The sequence below is a fragment of the Streptosporangium amethystogenes genome, assembly GCF_000721075.1.
Lineage (GTDB): Bacteria > Actinomycetota > Actinomycetes > Streptosporangiales > Streptosporangiaceae > Streptosporangium > Streptosporangium amethystogenes.
In genome coordinates, this window is the sequence record NZ_JOEQ01000023.1 from 74978 (window position 1) to 93564 (window position 18587).

An 18587-nucleotide genomic window follows, 5' to 3' on the forward strand; every position below is an offset into this window, starting at 1 on the left:
CGGCGTGGGTCTGGTGCCGTGAGGCCCGGCTCTCGCGCCGGGGAGGACATCACCACGGTCGTACACCTCTCAGGTCGGACAGCCGGAGGCCCGGGTCGGTCCCGGCCCGCTCCACCACGTCGGTGAAGGTACGGGCCAGGCGCCGCGCGGTTCCGGCGGAGAACAGGTCACTGCTGTAGTCGAGGACGCCGCCGAGGCCCTCGGGCCCCCGCCAGGCGTCCACGGACACCTCGGCCTTGGTACGGCCCGTCGCGGGGACGGGGTAGACCTCGGCCGACAGGTCGCCCATCGTGGTCCGCAGCAGGTCGTCCTTGGGCAGGTTGTGCAGGTTGAACATGGCCTGGAAGAGCGGCGGCCTGCTCAGGTCACGGGGCAGGCGCAGCGAGGCGAGGATCCGCTCGAACGGCGTACCGGCGTGCTGGAGTCCCCGGAAGAGCGTCAGCCGGGTGCGTTTCATCAGTTCGAGGAAGGTGGGGTCGCCCGACAGGTCGGCGCGGAGCACGAGCGTGCCGGCGAAGTAGCCGATCAGCGGCTCGGTCTCGGTGCGGTCCCGGCCGGAGACCGGCACCCCGACGCACAGATCCCGCTGCCCGGAGGCCAGCGAGAGGGTCGCCTGGTAGGCGGCGAGCAGCGCCATGAAGAGCGTGCAGCGCGCCCCCCTGGCGACGTCCTCCAGCCGGGTGATCACCTCGTCGGGCACGAGCAGGCTCTCCTGCCCGCCGCGCCCGCTCCAGCGGGCGGGACGAGGATGGTCGGCGGGCAGGTCGAGCGCCGGCACCCCGGCGAGCGTGCGGGTCCAGTGGTCGAGATGGGAGGCGTCCTCGTCCCGTTCGGCGCGGCGCCTGTCCTCCTCGGCGAGCTGCGGGTACTGCGCCGGGAGCTCCGCCAGTGCCGGCGGCCTGCCCTCGCGGTGCGCGGCGTAGCACTCGGTCACCTCCCGCATGAGGACGTCCAGTGACCAGCCGTCGACGACGATGTGGTGCAGGACGATGCAGAGCAGGAAGTGCTCCTCGCCCAGCCGCAGCAGCGCCACACGCAGCGGCGGGCCGCCTTCGAGGTCGAACGGCCGGTTCACGAACTCCACGACGGCCGGGGCCGGGTCGCCGGTGACGTCCGCCCGCTCCACCGGCACCGGCGCGACGGGCGCGACGATCTGGACGGGACGGTCGCCTGCCAGCCGGAACCGGGTGCGCAGCACGTGGTGCCGCTCGGCGACGCCGGTGAAGGCGGCGGCGAGCGCCTGCACGTCGACCCGGCCGCGCAGCCGCACGCACCAGGGGGTGTGGTAGGTGGTGTCGTCGGGGTCGAACCTGCTGAGGAACCAGAGGCGTTCCTGCCCGAACGACAGGGGCCACCGCCTGCCTCCGTCCCGTTGGCGCGCCTCTGCCAGCAGCGCCGCGCGCCGTTCCGGCGACAGCCGCGCCAGCCGTTCGAGCAGTTCCTCGCGCCGGTCCCGCGCCGGGTGCTCCCGTGGGGCGGGGTCCGGCGCGGGCTCCCGCACCGCGAGGTCCGTCTCCGCGGCGACGCGGGGGTCAGGCGTGGTCACCGGCCACCTCCCTGGATCTCACCGTCGCCGGGCCGCTCTCCGGCGTACCGGGAAGAGCCGCCTCCCGGACGGCGGGGCGCTCGATCGGGACGATGCCGCACAGCTCGGCGACCTCGTCCAGCGCCACCTCCTCGGCCACGGCCCTGACCAGCAGCCTCTCCACCCCGCCCAGCAGCGCGTAGGCGGTGGAGCGCGGCAGGCAGCCGGTGTCCGTCAGCAGGTAGAGCTGGCAGTTGTTCGTGGCGGGACCGGTGGCGAAGAAGGCGGTGGCGTCCACCTCGGCCCAGGCTCCGACGAGGAAGAACCTGGTCCGCTCGGTGAGGGCGGCGACCGCGGCCGGGTCGCCCGCGGGTTCCACCCCGGGCAGGTTGGGCCAGTGGGCGACGGTCCGCGTGTCGTTGAAGTAGGCGGACAGATCGACCGGAGTGCCGCGTTCCCTTCCGATCTCCTCGCGCAGCGCCATCATCCGGTACGGGTCGTAGTGCGCGTTGCGGTAGGCGATCAGCGCCCGCCGGTGCCCGGCACGGACCGCGTCGGCGAACGTCCCGCCGGGCAGGTCGAGGACGAGGAGCCCGTCCTGCACGGCGGTGCCGACCATGGTCGCGGTCCTGGGGTCGTGCCGGTTGGCCACGATCAGCTGCATGACCACCCGACGGTGCCCGGTGAGCGCGCCCAGCAGCACCGCGCTCGCCGTGGTCAGCACGCTGGCCGTGCTGACCGACCACCGCTCGGCCAGGATCTCGGTGGCGGCGGCGACCGCTGCCGACTCCATGCCGACCCGGACGAACCTCGGCTCCTCCGCCGTGATGCGGGGAACGTCGAACATGGTCTCCGGCACCCTGGAAAGCTCCGCGCGCCAGTGCCGGAGTGCCCGCTCGCCGCGGGCCGATCCCGCCTCCCCGTGCTCGAAGGCGGCCTGGTCGAGCGGCTGCCACCCGGGAGCGGGCAGTTCGTCGCCGGCCAGCAGCGCCCGCCAGTCACCCGCGATCAGGTCCAGCGCCCAGCCGTCCACCGCCAGGTGGGACAGGGCGAAGGCCAGCGCGCGCGGGCGGCCGTCGACGGTCACGACGGCGCAGCGGAACGGCAGCTCGACCGCGTACTCGAATCCCCTGGCGGCCAGCTGGGCGGAGACCCTCCTGGCGGCGGCGAGCGGCTTGTCCTCCCCCGCGTCGACCACCTCGACGTCGAACCGGCCCCGGCTCGCCACCCGCTGGACAGGTCCGCCGGCGGTCTCCTCGCAGGTGGTCCTGAGGGTCTCGTACCGCTCGACGAGGCCGCGCAGGGCACCGATGACGACCTCAAGGGAATGCCTGCCGTAGACAGGCAGCACCCAGGGCATGTTGAAGTACGGGTCGCCGTCCTCAAGCCACCGGGTGAGCCTCCAGAAGGCCAGCTGGCCCCAGGTGAGCGGAGACTCGCCGCCCCGCGCGCCGGAGAACTCGACGGTCACCGTCGATGACCGTCCGGATCGGGCCGTCATCGGGCCCTGGCTATCTCTTCGGCGACGCCCTCGACGGTCGGGGAGTCGATGAACACCTCGAAGGAGAGCTCGACCCCCATCCCGTCCCGGACGCGGGCGATGATCTGGGTGATCGTCAACGAGTGACCGCCAAGGTCGAACAGGTCGTCGTCCGGCTGGACCGTGTCCACGCCGAGCACCTCGCACCAGATCGCGGTGACCTGCCCGAGGAGCTCGGCGTCCTCTCCCCCGGCGTCTTCGCCGCCGGAGACCGGACCGGTGACGGCGCCGTGACCGTCCTGACCGTCCAGGACGGCGGGGCCGACAGGGACGGCGGGGACGGCCCGGGGAGGCAGTGGCAGCTCGTCGAGCGGGGCGCCGGGGCGGGCCGCGATGCCGGCGAGCAGGATCCGCAGCCGCTCGGCGACGTCCTCGCAGGCGGCGCGGTCCAGGATCTCGGGGTTGAACCGCAGGCGGGCCTCGGCCCCGTCCGTGCCGTCGGCGCCGTCGACGACCTGCAGGTGCAGGGTGTTGCGGACCGCGCCGTTGGACGCCGTCCAGTCCACCGAGGCGTCCAGTCCCGCGAAGGAGGGGTCGCCGGCCGGGCGTCTGCGGTAGCTGACCGAGACGGGGGTGAGCGCGGAGCGCGGGCTGATCCCGCCCAGCGCCCTGGCCAGGGGAACCTCGCGATAGCGGTAGATCGCCCGCAGCTCCTTTCTGATCGACAGGGCGAACTCGGCGAACGTGCCGGCCGGGCTGGAGGCCACAGGCAGCTCGTTGACGAACGCCCCCACGTGCTCGCGCGTCTCCTCGGTCCTGGTGGACAGGTCCACCGCCACCGTGACGCGGGTGTTGCCGTACCCGTACAGGAGCGTGTGCAGTGCGGCCAGCAGGACCTCGAAGCGGGTCAGGCCCAGGTGGGCGGCGATGGCGGCGACCTCGCCGCCGAGGCGGAACTCCACGGTGTCGCCGGGCGCGGCGCGCAGCGAGGTACGGGTGAGGCCGGGCAGCAGCAGGTCCCGCCCGTTCTGCCATCTCGGCCGCCAGAACTCCGCCGCCTCCTCCAGCGCGGCGGCGACCCGGCCCTGCTCGGCGCGGGCGATCTCGTCGCAGGACAGCGTCAGGGGGGCGAGGGCGGAGCCCCCGTAGGCGGCGGCGATGTCACGGAGCAGCAGGTCCTTGGAGACGCCGTCGAAGACGGCGTGGTGGGCGACGATCTGCAGCAGGTGCCGCTCGGCCCCCAGCCTGAAGAGGGTGAACCTGGCCGGCGGGCCCGACTCCAGGTCGAAGGGGCGGGCCACCTCGTCCTCAAGCCGGCCGGGCCCGGGCGGGGTCTCCTCGAAGCGGATCGGCGGGACCGCCTTGCCGGGGAGCAGGCGGACCTCGCCGTCCCGCTCCGCCAGGACCGCGGCGAGCACGGGGTGTCGCTCGACGGCCGCGGCACAGGCGGCGAGCATCGCGCCGGTGTCGAGCGGGCCGTCGAAGCGTACGGTGAGCGGCATCGCGTAGACCCGGCCACCGGCGCCCATCCGCTCGGTGATCCACATCCCGTGCTGGGCGAAGGTCGCCCGGTCCCATCCCGCTGTGAGCGACATCGACATTTTCACGTGCCTTCCGTCTGACCTGTCGCGGCGGCCTCGAACAGGCCCCGCAGCTCCCTTTTGACGACCTTTCCCGACTGGTTCCTGGGCAGGGTGTCGACGACGAGCACCCGTTCGGGGAGCTCGTGCCCGGCCAGGCGGTCCATCAGGAAGGCCCGTAGATCCCCGCCGGAGGTCCCGGTGGACCGCAGCACCACCGCCGCGGCGAGCACGCTGCCGAGTACCGGGTGCGGGACACCGAGCACCGCGGCCTCCGCGACGGCCTCGTGTTCGTGGAGCGCCGCCTCCACCTGGAGTGTGGAGACCTTGAACGCGCCCGACTTGACCACGTCGCTCTCCCGGTCGACGAGGTGGAGGTAGCCCTCGGCGTCCAGGCGGCCGATGTCCCCCATCCGCACCCAGCCACCCCTGAACGCCTCGGCGCCCGCCTGCTCGTCCCGGTAGTAGAAGCGGGTGGTGGTGGGTGAGCGCATCCAGACCTCGCCGGTCTCGCCCGGGGGCAGCGGGTCGCCGTGCGCGTCGGTGATGCGCAGGGCCCCGCCGAACGCGGGCCGTCCCAGCGCCCCCGGCCTGGACGGATCGAAGATCATGATGGTCTGGGCGGGAGCGGCCTCGGTGGAGGTGTAGTAGTTGGCGATCGTCGCGTTGGGGAAGGCGTCGGCCAGGCGCGCGGCCACCGCGGGCGGCAGGGCCGAGGCGGCCGAGCCGAGCAGCAGGACGCTCGACATGTCGTGGCGCTCGTGCAGGCCCGCGTTGAGGAACTCGATGGCCATGGCGGGTACGACGAACACGGTGCCGACCTGGCGCGACTCGATCAGCCGGGCGAGGCGGCCGGGAGTGAAGCGCCCGAGGGTGAGCATGGCCGGGCGGGCGTCCAGCGCGTTCATCAGCATCGTCTGACCGGCGTTGGTACCGATCGGGAAGGCGTGCAGCAGGTGGCGCGAGTGGCCGAACCTGCGGCGGTTGGGGCGGGTCTCGCAGCCGAAGGCCAGGTTGGCGTGGCTGGCGCCCACGCCCTTGGGCAGCCCCGTGGTACCCGAGGTGTAGAGGATCTGGGCCAGGTCCGCGGGTTCGACCCGCACCCCGGGCGGCCCCGCCGTCCCACCCTCCAGGTCCGCCACAGCCGCGCCCCACCGGTCGCCCTCCGGTGGGGTGAGGTCGCGCCCGCACAGCAGTGCCGAGGCCGAGCAGTGTTCCAGCATGTGCCGCACCTCGGCGGGCGCGAGCCGGTCGGAGAGTGGCACGGCGACGGCGCCGGCCTTCTGCACCGCGCAGTAGGCGACGGCGAAGTCGACCCAGTCCCGGCTCCCGAAGAGCAGCCCGATCCGGTCGCCCCGCCGCACGCCGCGGTCGAGCAGCCCGTGCGCGACGGCGTCCGAGCGCCGGTCCCACTCGCCGAACGTCATCGACGCGACCCCCTCGACGATCACCGCCTCCCGCTCGGGGTCCTGCCCGGCGCGGAGCGCGAGCATCTGCGGCACGGTCCCCGGGCTCACGAGGTCCGCTCGCTCACGTAACCGACCAGCAGCGGGAAGCTGTCGAGGTAGGCGGCGCCCCCGCCGAGGTCGAGGGCGACGTCGAACTCGTCCTCGACGGCGTCGATGAGCCGGAGCAGCGCCAGCGAGGTGACGCCCAGCGCGGACAGGGAGGCGTCGGAGCCGACGATCTCGTCGGCGGTGAGCCGCCCGTCACAGGCAACGGAGATCATTCCGGCGATCCTGGAGGCCAGCGGGTCGGTCATGCCCCCTCCCCGCGCGCGCTGAGCGGGCGCATGTCCGTCCACACCTCGTCGATGTGGGCGAGGCAGTCCTCCCTGTCCCCCTCGAAGCCCTCGGCCCGCCACCCGGCGGGCAACTCCCTGCCCGCCGGCCAGATCGAGTACTGCTCCTCGTCGTTGAGCACCACCAGGAAACTCATGACCCAACCTCCTCTTTCTTGCGGGTACGGCTCCGCAGAGCCTCGAAACCGACCAGGTCGTCGGGGAGCGCGTCGGGTACGTCGGCGTCGAAGCGGGCCAGCACCCGCACGCGCATGGCGACCAGCGCGATGGCGGCGATGGCCAGCCCGAAGCAGGCGTACATGAAGCCGATGCCGCGGCCCTGGCCGGTGCCGATCAGCAGGCCGACGGTGCCGGCCAGCGGCCCGTCGGGGGCGAGCAGCGGCTCGAACAGGGCGCTGCCGTACGGGGCGACCAGGCCGAAGCCGATCGGCAGCGTGGACCAGGCGACGAGGGTGTTGAGCGCGATGACCCGGCCGTGGAAGCGCTGTGCCACCTTGACCTGGATGATCGTGGCGTAGACGCCGTTGAGCAGGGTCAGGCAGAACGACATGCCGAACGAGCCGACCGCGATCAGGGCGAGATTCTGCTGGAATCCGGTGAGCACGCAGAACACCGCCAGGGCGAGCGTGGCGAGCAGCACCCCGTACAGGCGCCGCCTGCGGGGCCCGCCCCAGACGGTCATCAGCAGGCCGCCGAGGAAGACCCCGAGCCCTCCCGCGAACGCGACCCTGCCGACGTCGTCGAGCGTCGCGAACGACAGGACCAGCGGGGAGATCATCAGGAAGAGCGGCGACAGGAAGACGTTGAGTACCGCGAAGAACACGAGCATGCCGCGGAAGCCGGGGTTGCCCCACGAGTGGCGGATGCCGTTCGCCATCTCGGCCAGGACGCTCTCCCTGCGCCGCCAGGGCATGGCGGTCGGGAAGCGGACGAACAGCAGGACCAGCGTGGCGACCAGGTAGCTGGCGACGTCGATGAGGAGGATGCCCTCCAGCCCGATCGTGGCCATCAGCCCGGTCGCGATCAGCGGCACGACGAGCTGGGCGGTGCCCGTGGCCATCTGGACGACACCGTTGGCGTGGCCGAGGAACCGCTTGGGGACCAGCTGCGGTATCGCCGAGCCGTAGGCGAACCGCTGGAAGGTCAGCGCGATCGACAGGCAGACGAGCAGCGGATATATGTGCCAGATCTGCAGATTTCCGGTCCAGAGCAGTACGCCCAGCGCGAGCTGCGTGCTCCCGGCGCCGATGTCCCCGCACAGCATGACCCTGCGCCGGTCGTAACGGTCCACGATCGCTCCGGCGAGCGGCGCCACCAGCATGCCGGGCACCAGTCCCAGCACCGCGAACAGCGCGAACCTGGCCAGCGACCCGGTGGTCAGGTAGATCCAGATCGGGATGGCGAACTCGGTCAGCGCGGACCCGGTGATCGAGACCAGCTGCCCTACCGAGACCAGCAGGAACCGCCGCATGCCGGGCGGAGGCCCGCCGGGGGCGGTGACAGGTTCGTCGGGGCGGACTATCCGCAGGTCGGGCCGCGTGGCGCCGCCCGCACCCGTGGCGCCGGAGTCGGGGACGAGGGCGGGGGACGCGTCGGAGTGGTGGAGCTCACCGGAAACACCCTGGAGCCACCAGGTGGAGTCCTCGGTGCGCTCCAGCGGCGCGGTCCGTCCTCGGGCCAGGGCCAGGTGGGTACCGGTGAGGATGTCGGCCAGTTCCCGCGCCCGGTACTTCACGAAGAAGTGCCCGGCCTCGTCCAGCACCACGCAGGCGGCGGTGCCGGAGAGCCGCAGCCACTCGCGGTAGCGCTCCTGGTAGAACTCGGTCGCCGGGTCCCGCTCCCCCACCACCGCGATGACCGGTGCCGCGAAGGGCCGGGCGTCCTCCTCCTCGAACAGCCGGGTGAAGTAGCGCTCCGCCATGCGGGTGCCCTGGCGGCGGTTCTCGATGATCAGTCTGAGCTGGTCGCGCTCGAACTCCTCGACGTCGAGCCCCGCCGCGGAGAGCGCGTTGATCCTGCCCTGGTCGCTGGTCATGCGGTCCATCAGGGTGCCGAGCCAGCCCAGGCCGCGCCCCGGGCGGGCGAAGGGGAACACGCCGCCGAGGTAGATCGCGTCGACCGGGCGGCCCGCCGCCTCCAGGTGCCGGGCGATCTCCACGATCAGCATGACACCGAGCCCGCAGTGCCCGTAGAGCACCAGCGGCCCGCGCACCCCGGCGAGGATCTCCTCGGCGCACTCCCGGGCGACCTCGTCGAACGGCCGTGACCGCTCGCCGAGCTCGTGTCCCGGGACCGCGACCGAGTACAGCGCCCAGTCGGCGGGCAGCGCGTCGGCCAGCGGCTGGTAGACGACGGCGCTGCCGCCGCCGAACGGCACGCAGACCATGGTGGCCTTGGCGGCGCGGGGCGGGGTGAGCCGGTGCAGCAGCTCTCGCCCGCCGTCGCCGCCGGTCTCCAGCAGCCGGGCCAGTTCCCTGACCGTGCGGTTCTTGAACAGCTCCAGCACGGTCACCGCCCGCTCGGGGACCTGCGCGCGCAGCCGGGCGATCACCCGCATGGCGAGCAGCGAGTGGCCGCCCAGATCGAAGAAGTCGTCGAGCGCGCCGACCCGCTCCACCTCCAGGATCTCGGCCCAGATCCCGGCGACCGTCTCCTCCAGCGCGGTCTCCGGCGGCACGAACCCCGCTGCCGAGACCTCGGCGGCGGGATCCGGCAGCTTCGACCTGTCGACCTTGCCGTGGGATTTCAGCGGCAGCTCGTCCAGCCACACGTAGCGAGCCGGGATCATGTAGTCGGGGAGCCGCTCGGCCAGCCAGGACCGCATCTCGGCGGCCTCCGGGGCGGCCTGCCCGACCAGGTAGGCGACCAGGCGCCCGCCTCTCAGATCCACGACGGCGCCCGTCACCCCCGGATGCTCGGAGAGCACCGCCTCCACCTCCGCCGGCTCCACCCGGTAGCCGCGGACCTTCACCTGCAGGTCACGCCGGCCGAGGAACTCCAGCTCCCCGCCGGGCAACCAGCGGCCGAGGTCGCCGCTGCGGTACATCCGGGCACCGGGGGCGCCGTACGGGTCGGGCAGGAAGCGGTCGGCGGTCAGCCCGGGACGGCCCAGGTAGCCACGGGCCAGGCGGTCACCGCCCAGGTAGAGCTCGCCGGGAACCCCGGCCGGGACCGGCCGCAGGTTGTCGTCGAGCACGTGTACCAACGCCCCGGGCATGGGCGATCCGATGGGCAGCGCCGTCCCGGCCCCCGAGGCAGGGGCGGCGCCGTCCACCGCGGCGCCGGACGCGGCTCCGGGCTCGACGGGGTAGGTGGTGACGCCGACGGTGGCCTCGGTGGGGCCGTAGTGGTTGATCACCCGGCACCGCCCGGCCGCCGCGAGCTCCGCGGCCCAGGCGCGCGGTGCCGCCTCGCCGCCGAGGATCAGCAGCTTGCCGGGGAGCAGCTCGTCCGGGGTCGCGTCGGCGAGCAGCGCCGCCAGGTGGGATGGGGTGATCTTGAGATGGTCGACGCCGTGCCTGCGGAAGTAGGCCGCCAGTTCCGGTGCGGCCGTGCGCGGGGGGATGAGGTGCAGCGCGCCCCCGGTCATCAGGCACAGGTAGAAGATCGTCACTCCGAAGTCGAAGGCGAGCGACTGGAGCAGTCCGAACACCCCGCCCGGCTCGATCTCCAGCCGCTCCCGTACCCCGGCGAGATAGACCATGACCTGTCGGTGCTGCACGGCCACGCCCTTGGGCCGCCCGGTGGTCCCCGAGGTGTAGATGACGTACGCCAGGTCGTCGGGGGTCACGCCGCTCTCCACCGGCCCCGCGTCCGGCCCGCCGGAATCCTCGGCGCCTTCCGGGTCGGCCGAGGCGGGGACTCCGACCGTGGGCAGCCCCTCCGGCAGGCGGTCGCGGAGGCCGGGCGCGGTCACGGCCGCCCGCGCCCCGGCGTCGGAGAGCACGTAGGCGATCCGGTCAACGGGGTGGTCGGGCTCCAGCGGGAGATAGGCGGCACCCGCCTTGAGCACGCCGAGTACCGCGACGGCCGTGTCCGCCGACTGCTCCAGGAAGACGGCGACCCGGTCGCCACGGCGCACGCCGGCCCGCCGCAGCAGGCGCGCGAGTCGCTCCGCCCGCCCCTGGAGCTCCGCGTAGCCGAGTGAGGTGCCGCCCGCCACGACCGCGACGGCGTCCGGGGTGAGCCGGGCCCGCTCGGACACGGCCTCGTGCAGCAGCCCGGTGCCGAAGGGGGTCACGGGGGTGGACTCGCCGAGTGCCAGGACCCGGCGGCGCTCGTCCGGCGGGAGGATCTCAAGCCCGGAGATCGGCGCGCCGGGGTCGGCGACGACCGACCTCATCAGGTTCTCGAAGCACGCCGACATCCGCTCGGCGGTGCCGGGGTCGAACAGCGCGGTGCTGTAGGTGAGGTGGCCGGCGATCCCGTGGGGGGTCTCGAACAGGTAGAGGGCCAGGTCGAACCGGCTGGCCGTGGCCTTCACCGGGTAGGGGGTCATGGCCAGGCCCGGAGTGTCCAGCGGCCTGGAGCGGTAGTTCTGCAGGGCGAACATCACCTGGAACACCGGTGACCTGCTGACGTCCCTCTCCACGCCCAGCTCGTTGACCAGCCGGTCGAAGGGGAGCTCCTGGTGGGCGTAGGCGTCCAGCGCCGTCTCCCTGACCCTGGCCAGCAGCTCGGCGAACGTGGGGTCGCCGGACAGGTCCGCGCGCATCGGCAGCGAGTTGACGAACACTCCGACCACCCGCTCCAGCTCGGGCAGGTCCCGCCCGGAGACGGGCGAGCCGACCGCGAAGTCGTACTGCCGCGAGTAGCGCGAGAGCAGCACCTCGAAGGCGGCGAGCAGGATCATGTACGGGGTGGCGCCGTGGGCGCGGCCCAGCGCGGTGACCGCCGCACTGAGCTCGGCGTCCAGGGCCACCCCGCAGGCGGCGCCCTCCCAGCTCTGCTCGGCGGGACGCGGGCGGTCGGCGGGGAGCTCCAGCGGTGGCAGCCCGTCCAGCCGCCGCCGCCAGTAGCGGATCTCCTCGGCGTGGTCGCGCTCCCGCTGCCAGTGCGCGTAGTCGCCGTAGCTCACCGGCACCGGCGGCAGCTCCGGGTCGCGGTCCGCACGGTACGCGGCGTGCAGGATGAGGAGTTCCTCCATGACGATGTCGCACGACCAGCCGTCGGTCATCGCGTGGTGCATGGTGAGCAGCAGTACGTGCTCGAACGGTCCACGCCGGACCAGGAGCGCCCGCAGCGGCGGGCCCGCGGCGAGGTCGAAGGGCCTGGCAAGCTCCTCGTCGATCTCCGCGAGGTCACCGGTGGTCCGCAGCACGACCGCGGGCGCGTCGTCGACGACGACCGCGGGACCGCCGTCGGGGGTGGTGACCAGCCGGGTGCGCAGGCTCTCGTGCCGGAGTGCCACCTCGGTCAGTGCTCGGGCGAGTGCCTCGGCGTCGATCTCCCCCTCCAGCGTGGCCGCGAAGGCCACGGTGTAGGCGGAGGTGCCGGGGGCGTACTGCTCCAGGAACCAGAGCCGTTCCTGCGCCGGGGAGAGCGGGGGCTCCGCTCCGGAAGGGCGCGGCGGAATCGCCGCCGCGACGACGCGGCCGCCCAGTCGCTGGGCGAGCAGTGCTTTCTTGGCCGGTGAGAGGCCGGTTCGCGTCAAGACACCTCCGTACTGGCGAAGAGGAACCCGTGAGCGTTCCCCCGCGGCGGGGAACGGGATCGCCCGAGTGTGCGATCCCATGTCGGCCGGCCGGATCGGCGCGGCCAAGAGGACCTGCGCGGCGCGGAGTCACCCCGGCGCCGAAAGATGTGAGCGTTCGGGCGAGATGGAGGCGCCCGACCGGGCGCCTCATGTCACCGCGCGGATGCACGGCGTCGTGGGAACGCTCCCACGGAGGAGGCTAGAGATCTCCCGCCGAATTCGTCAAGGTTACAGCGCTGTTTTCGAGCCCGATAAACCCAAACAAACCACCTTTTAGGCCATTTTTGCAGATGAATGCACCTATTCTTCATTTCTTGAATATCTGTCATCCGCACAGTCATTGACTCTCATTCGTACGCCTCCTACGCTCCGGATGGGAGCGCTCCCATGCCGCCTCCGCCCCAGTGGCCGAGCGTGTTCCCCAAGATCGTTCGATGCCAGGAGCGCACACGTGGTCGTCACCGCCCCCATCCCCCCGTGCCTGCGGCAGCCGCCGTCCCCGCCGCCGAGAGAGGACCTGGAGCTCCTCCTGCTCATCCGGCACTTCGAGTTGACCCTGCTCAGGCTCTTCGAGGCGGGTGAGCTGAGCGGGACCACCCACACCTGCCTGGGCCAGGAGTACATCCCGGTCGCGCTCTCGCCGCTGCTCCACGATGACGACTTCGTCCTCAGCAACCACCGCGGCCACGGGCACTTCCTGGCCAGGTACACCGAGCCGCACGGACTGCTCGCCGAGATCATGGGTCGCGAGGGCGCGCTCTGCGCCGGGGTCGGTGGCAGCCAGCACGTCTACCACCGCCGCTTCCTGTCCACCGGCGTCCAGGGCGAGAGCCTGCCCGTCGCGGTCGGCGTGGCGCTGAAGCTCACCGAGACGGGCGCGCTCACCTGCGCCTACGTCGGTGACGGCACCTGGGGCGAGGGGGCGGTCTACGAGGCGCTCAACATGGCGCGGCTCTGGAAGGTCCCGCTGCTGGTCGTCGTCGAGAACAACGGCATCGCCCAGTCCACCCCGACGTCGGCGCAGATGGCCGGGAGCATCGCGGCCCGTGCCGCCGCGTTCGACATCCCGCACCACCGGGTGACCTCCACCGAGGTCGGCGAGATCCGCGCCGAGCTGGCGCCCCTGCTCGGCGTGGTCCGCGGGGAGTCGCGCCCGCTGGTGGTCGAGTTCGTCACCCACCGGATCGGCCCGCACAGCAAGGGCGACGACACCCGCACCCCCGAGGAGATCGCCCTGGCCGCCGCCCACGACTGGTACGCCCGCTACGCGCGGGACTTTCCCGAGCACTTCGCCGCCCTTGACCTGGCGGCCCGTGAGCGGGTCGAGCGGATCGCCGCCGAGGTCGCCGCCCGCCCCCCGTCGGTCTGGGAGCGCCCGTGACCCGCGTCTCCGAACACCTCAACCGGGCACTGCACGACCTCATGGAGGCCGACCCGCGCGTACACCTGCTCGGTGAGGACATCAGCGATCCGTACGGCGGGGCTTTCAAGGTCACCAAGGGCCTGTCCACCCGGTTCGGCCGCCGCGTCCGGTCCACCCCGCTGAGCGAAGGGGCGATCGCCGGGATCGGCGCGGGCCTGGCGCTGGCCGGGGACCGCGCGATCGTCGAGATCATGTTCGCCGACTTCGCCGCGCTCGCCTTCGACCAGCTGGTGAACTTCGCCGCCAAGTCCACCGCCATGTACGGCAGGAAGGTCCCGGTCCCGCTGGTCGTCCGCTGCCCGTCGGGCGGCAACCGCGGCTACGGCCCCACCCACAGCCAGAGCCCGCAGAAGCACTTCATCGGCGTGCCCGGCCTCTCGCTGTTCGAGATGACCCCCTTCCACGACGCGGGCGAGCTGTTCGCCCTGATGTTCGCCCTGGAACAGCCCTGCCTGTTCTTCGAGGACAAGGTCCTCTACACCCGGCGCAGGTACGAGGACGGTGTCGTGGACGACCTGTTCCGCTACGAACTGACCGACGGCGTCGCCCGGGTCTTCGTGGACGGCGTGACCGAGCCCGACTGCACGCTGATCGTCCACGGTGGCATGACCCACCGGGCGCTTGACGCCATGCGCGCCCTGCTGATGGAGGAGGACGTGGCCTGCGAGCTGCTGGTCCCCGCGCGGCTCTACCCGCTACCCACCCTCCCCGGGCTCGACCGTGCCCGGCACGTGTGCGTCGTCGAGGACGGCTCGGAGGGCGGCACCTGGGGCGCCGAGGTGGCGCGGGTGCTCCACCCCCGGCTCTGGTCCACCCTGCGCCGCCCCATCAGCCTCATCAGCGCGGCCGACAGCGTCATCCCGGCCGCCCCCCACCTGGAGCGCGAGATCCTCGTCCAGTCCGGCCGGATCCGGCACGCCGTCGCGGAGGTCCTGTCTTGACCGAGGTCCGGGTACCCAAGCTCAACAACAACGACGCCTCGTACCTGCTGGTGGAGTGGGAGGCGAAGGACGGCCAGGCCGTACGGGCCGGGGAACCGCTCGCGGTGCTGGAGACCTCCAAGGCGGCCGAGGAGCTGACCGCCGAACGGGACGGGACGCTGCGGCACCTGCTTCAGGTGGGCGCCGAGTGCTCTCCCGGCCAGGTCATCGCCCGCCTGCTGCCCGACGGCGAGGACCCCGGAGACGATCTCGCATCCGCACCCGCCGAGACCGGCGCGGAGCCGGAGGAGATCGTCATCACCGCCCCCGCCCGGCAGGCCATGGCGGAGTACGGCATCTCCATGGATCAGGTCCGGGCCCTCGGCAGGAAGGTGGTCAGGCGGGCCGACCTGGTCCCGCCGCACACCTCGCGGGCCAGAACGGGCGGCGCGGTGAGCGTCACCCTTCCCCCGATCGAACCGATGAGGGGTACCGCCCCGCTCATCCCGCCTGACCAGGACGACTCCCAGCTGATCGAGCCGTCCAGGGCACAGCGGCGTACCGCCGAGGTGGTCGAGCGGTCGCACCGGGAGATCCCCGCCTCCTTCACGGTCATGCGGGTGGACGTGACGGACGCGCTGCCCTTCGCCCGAGCGGAGACGAAGCGGCTACGTGCTCTCATCGGCCTGCCCGAACTGCTCGTCCGGGCGACCGGGCGACTGCTCGACCGCTTCCCCCTCTTCTTCGCCACCCCCGTCGACGGCCGCCGCGCCCGCCGCGCCACGACGGCGGAGGTGGGGGTGACCGTCGACGTCGGAGGCGGCATGTACGTACCGGTGGTGCGCGACGCGGGCCGGCGCCCGCTCGACGAGATCGCCCGCGACCTGGCGGGCTTCCGTAAGACCGCGCTGAGCGGGACCTTCAGGGAACGCGACCTGGTGGGCGGCAACATCATGCTCACCCTGCACACCGACACCTCGGTGATCACCGCGATCCCGATCGTCTTCCCCGGCCAGATCTGCGCGCTCTCCCTCGGCGCCCCGCGCCCCGAGGTGGTGCAGACCCGCGAAGGCGCCTTCGTCACCAGGAAGGTGGTCTCCCTCGGCCTCGCCTACGACCACCGCTTCGTCAACGGCCGCGACGCGGCGGAGTTCCTCGGCGCGCTCAGGTCCGCCCTGGAGAAACCGGGAAACGGCGACGTCTGACGCCCCGGCCGCCCCTGCCTCCGGACGCCGTTCCCCAGCGCGAGGTGAAGGTGGGAACATGTCGAGGTCATGAAGTACCCAACGGAAGGCCACGACCGGTGAGGCGGCTACTCACGGTCCTGTTGCTCGCGTGCGCCGCGCTGCTCTGCGCGGTCCCCCCGGCTCAGGCCCACAACGTGCTGATCGACAGCGACCCCAAGGACGGTGCCGAGCTGGCCACCGGACCCGAGACGATCACGCTCACCTTCGACCAGCCCGTCCGGCAGGGCTTCGCGCAGATCAGCGTGACCGGTCCCGACGGCACACGGTGGGAGGACGGCAAGACGGCGGTCGACAGGACGAAGGCCAGCGTCCGCGTGAAGGCCCTCGGCCCCGCCGGGGAGTACGTGGTGGGCTACCGGATCCTCTCCGCCGACGGCCACCCGGTCTCCAGCAAGATCACCTTCACCCTGACGGCACCCGGCCCGGCCTCCTCCGCGCAGGCCGGTACCGGGCAGGCACCCACGGACCCGGCACCCACAGACCCGGCCGCCGCAGCTCAGAGCCCCGATCTGGGCGCCCAGGCCGCCGAGGCCGCGCAGAACGGCGGGGCCGGGATGGCGGTGCTGTGGATCGCCGCCTCCATCGTCCTGCTCGGCGGGGCCACCGTCGTGGCGATGCGCCGTACGAAGGAGGGGGGCGCGGGATGACCGTGACCACCGAGCGGGTCCCCGAGGCCGGCACCGCCAGGAGGCTGGTGGCCGGCGGGTTCGTGTCGGGGGGCGTGCTGGCGGTGCTGGCCGCGACCGCGTTCACCGCGCAGGAGGCGGTGCCGGGGATCGTCATCCCCGGGCCGCTGGTGGAGTACGGCCTGCCGGTGCTGCGGGTGCTGCTGGACCTGGCGACGGTGGCGGTGGTCGGGCTGAGCCTGCTGCCGAAGATGCTCGGGTTCGACGACCCCGAGCGGACCGAACCGGTGATGCGCCGGGCGCGGCCGATGGCCGTGACCTTCGCCTGGGCGTGGGCGCTGCTGGCACTGCTCATCATCGTCTTCCAGACGGCCGAGCTGAACCCCGGGCTGATCCCCACCCCGTCGATGATCGCCGAGTACGTGGATGGCGTCGGTGCCGGGCAGGGCATGCTCTTCAGCGCCGCCTGCGCGCTCTCCTACGCCGGGATCGGGCTGCTGGCCGTACGGTACGGCGAGAAGGTCCCCGCCGAGCTGCGGATCGTGATCGCCTTCTTCGGGCTGCTGCCGATCCCGGTCACCGGCCACGCCGTCAACTCGGTCTGGCACGACCCCATCATGATCTCAATGGAACTGCACGTGATGGGTGCGGCGGCCTGGACCGGCGGCCTGCTCACCGTCATCCTGCTGGTCGCCGCGGACCGGGAGCTGCTGGCGCGGGTGCTGCCGAAGTTCTCCAGGCTGGCCACCCTGGCACTGGTCCTGGTCAGCGTCTCCGGGCTGGTGACCGGGCTCGCCACGATGGCCCTCACCCCCGGGGTGGAGCTGCCGGGGGCGCTGCTGAGCGGTCAGTACGGTCCGCTGGTGGTGGCCAAGGTCGCCTGCGTGGCCCTGCTGATCCCGTTCGCCGCCCACATCCGCTTCCGCCTGCTGCCGCACATCGCGGAGCGGCGGGCGACGGCGGTCGTCGCGTGGGCGGCGGCCGAGATCACCGTGATGGGACTCGCCTACGGGGTGGCGGTGGCGCTGACCACGGCCTCCCTGTCCTGAGCCCGGAGCGTGTAGCGGCCACACGCCCATTCGAACGCCAGCCACAGGACGGCCAGCCCCGCCCCCCCGATCAGCATGGTCGCGGGGGGCACCAGCGGGGGCGCCATGAACATCGCGTGCTGGAAGCGGAGCGCCTGGTCGACGATGAGGGTGACGCCGAGTGCGCCGACCAGCGCCCTGACCACGGGCATTCTGATCAGGAACGCCAGGTCGACGGCGAGTGCCCCGGCGATCAGGAAGACCGGCACCGCCGAGCGCGGGAAGTCGACGACCGCGAGCAGGGGCCAGATCAGAGTGCGGAAGACCACGTAGGCGCCGACCACCGCGGTGGCGGAGAACATCCGGCCGATCATCGCGCGGGCGCAGACGGCCACCAGCATGGCGGCGATCACGGCGTAGAGCGGGTAGAGCTGGTCGGGCACGGGCAGCGTGAAGTGCAGCGCCACCGCCCGGTCGTCCACCGGCAGGCCGATCTGGTCGGCGGCGAACCTGATCAGGATCGGCTCCGCGTCCGGCTCGCCCCTGTCCCAGGCGGCGAGGCCGTAGACCCCGTACTCCTGGTGCTGTTCCGGGAACCAGACGTTCTCGAAGAGGAACACGAAGAGCCCGCCGAGGACCAGCGTGCGCGTCCGGCCGGGAACCGCCCGGATGAACCAGCCCCAGGTCACGCCGCAGAGCATGAAGAGCGTGCCGATGTAGAGCATCAGGTGGGACGGGCTCCACGAGGTGATGTCGAGCCCGTTGACCCGGTGGTTGATCAGGTCGAGCGGCACCGCGATCAGGAAGATCGCCGTACCCCAGGCGATGAGGCGCTGCGCGAGCTTGTCGACGCCGTAACCGGTGTAGATGTGGATGATCGTGAGCGCGAGGGCGATGGCGGTGCCGACACTGTTGAGCAGGTGCGGCGGGGCCAGGTCGTCACGGAGCCACTTGAAGTGCCAGGAGACGTCCCAGGAGGCCCCGAGCACCTTGAAGGAAAAAGCCACCAGCCACCCGAAGTAGAGGAGCCTGAACAGGTCCTCCGGGGTCTCCCTGCCGGCCTTTCCTCGCGTCCAATACGGCAGAGCCCACTCGATGACCGGAGTGGCTCTTCTTCGGAGGCTTTCTACTGGCTTCACGTGTCGAAATGATGCCGCTCCTTCACCTCGGTCCGCAATCAGGGACATCCCCGAGTGATCGGGGCGACCGCCCACCCTTCCGACACAGGCGATCGTCCTTTCCCGGATGACCGGCGGGGATGC

The 18587-nt window shown here is 72.3% G+C and carries 13 protein-coding genes; 5 read left to right on the top strand and 8 right to left on the bottom strand.

The features are described 5' to 3' along the window. Window positions 1-49: 49 nt before the first annotated feature. Genes IG98_RS49155 through IG98_RS0128260 form a run of 7 tightly spaced genes read right to left on the bottom strand, consistent with a single transcriptional unit; the run spans window position 50 to window position 12039 of the window. On the bottom strand, window positions 50-1546 hold the full coding sequence (locus IG98_RS49155; RefSeq protein ID WP_051753060.1) for a condensation domain-containing protein: 1497 nt from the start codon (window positions 1544-1546) through the stop codon (window positions 50-52). Beyond that, window positions 1533-3026: a condensation domain-containing protein gene (locus IG98_RS0128235; RefSeq protein WP_084195712.1), complete on the bottom strand. Its 1494-nt coding sequence runs from the start codon at window positions 3024-3026 to the stop codon at window positions 1533-1535. Before IG98_RS0128235 ends, IG98_RS49155 begins: the two co-directional genes overlap by 14 nt. Beyond that, on the bottom strand, window positions 3023-4606 hold the full coding sequence (locus IG98_RS0128240) for a condensation domain-containing protein (protein ID WP_030918641.1): 1584 nt from the start codon (window positions 4604-4606) through the stop codon (window positions 3023-3025). Before IG98_RS0128240 ends, IG98_RS0128235 begins: the two co-directional genes overlap by 4 nt. Before the next feature lie 2 nt (window positions 4607-4608). Next, on the bottom strand, window positions 4609-6102 hold the full coding sequence (locus IG98_RS0128245; RefSeq protein WP_245651746.1) for a class I adenylate-forming enzyme family protein: 1494 nt from the start codon (window positions 6100-6102) through the stop codon (window positions 4609-4611). Further along, window positions 6099-6347 carry an acyl carrier protein gene (locus IG98_RS0128250; RefSeq protein WP_030918647.1) on the bottom strand — a complete coding sequence of 83 codons (249 nt, stop codon included), beginning with the start codon at window positions 6345-6347 and terminating at the stop codon, window positions 6099-6101. The genes IG98_RS0128245 and IG98_RS0128250 overlap by 4 nt, the downstream gene beginning before the upstream one ends. Beyond that, entirely contained in the window at window positions 6344-6523 is a 180-nt protein-coding gene (locus IG98_RS0128255) for an MbtH family protein (protein WP_030918650.1), read from the bottom strand. The genes IG98_RS0128250 and IG98_RS0128255 overlap by 4 nt, the downstream gene beginning before the upstream one ends. Continuing rightward, complete coding sequence (locus IG98_RS0128260; RefSeq protein ID WP_030918653.1) at window positions 6520-12039, bottom strand: non-ribosomal peptide synthetase/MFS transporter; 5520 nt, start codon at window positions 12037-12039, stop codon at window positions 6520-6522. Before IG98_RS0128260 ends, IG98_RS0128255 begins: the two co-directional genes overlap by 4 nt. 493 nt (window positions 12040-12532) lie before the next feature. Between IG98_RS0128260 and IG98_RS0128265 the strand changes: the two genes are divergently transcribed. The 5 genes from IG98_RS0128265 (at window position 12533) to IG98_RS0128285 (ending at window position 17346) form a co-directional block, all read left to right on the top strand. Beyond that, window positions 12533-13462, top strand: coding sequence for a thiamine pyrophosphate-dependent dehydrogenase E1 component subunit alpha (locus tag IG98_RS0128265; protein ID WP_245651747.1), 930 nt, complete (start codon window positions 12533-12535; stop codon window positions 13460-13462). Next, window positions 13459-14445, top strand: a complete 987-nt coding sequence (locus tag IG98_RS0128270; protein ID WP_030918660.1) for an alpha-ketoacid dehydrogenase subunit beta — start codon at window positions 13459-13461, stop codon at window positions 14443-14445. Before IG98_RS0128265 ends, IG98_RS0128270 begins: the two co-directional genes overlap by 4 nt. Beyond that, window positions 14442-15629: a 2-oxo acid dehydrogenase subunit E2 gene (locus IG98_RS0128275; protein ID WP_030918664.1), complete on the top strand. Its 1188-nt coding sequence runs from the start codon at window positions 14442-14444 to the stop codon at window positions 15627-15629. The genes IG98_RS0128270 and IG98_RS0128275 overlap by 4 nt, the downstream gene beginning before the upstream one ends. 98 nt (window positions 15630-15727) lie before the next feature. Continuing rightward, window positions 15728-16318 (top strand): copper resistance CopC family protein, encoded by a 591-nt coding sequence (locus tag IG98_RS0128280; RefSeq protein WP_030918668.1) that lies wholly within the window; start codon window positions 15728-15730, stop codon window positions 16316-16318. Further along, entirely contained in the window at window positions 16315-17346 is a 1032-nt protein-coding gene (locus IG98_RS0128285) for a copper resistance D family protein (RefSeq protein WP_030918670.1), read from the top strand. The genes IG98_RS0128280 and IG98_RS0128285 overlap by 4 nt, the downstream gene beginning before the upstream one ends. On the opposite strand, the gene IG98_RS0128290 is transcribed toward IG98_RS0128285, so the two are convergent. Further along, complete coding sequence (locus IG98_RS0128290; protein WP_030918673.1) at window positions 17304-18464, bottom strand: hypothetical protein; 1161 nt, start codon at window positions 18462-18464, stop codon at window positions 17304-17306. The genes IG98_RS0128285 and IG98_RS0128290 overlap by 43 nt on opposite strands. Window positions 18465-18587: the final 123 nt, after the last annotated feature.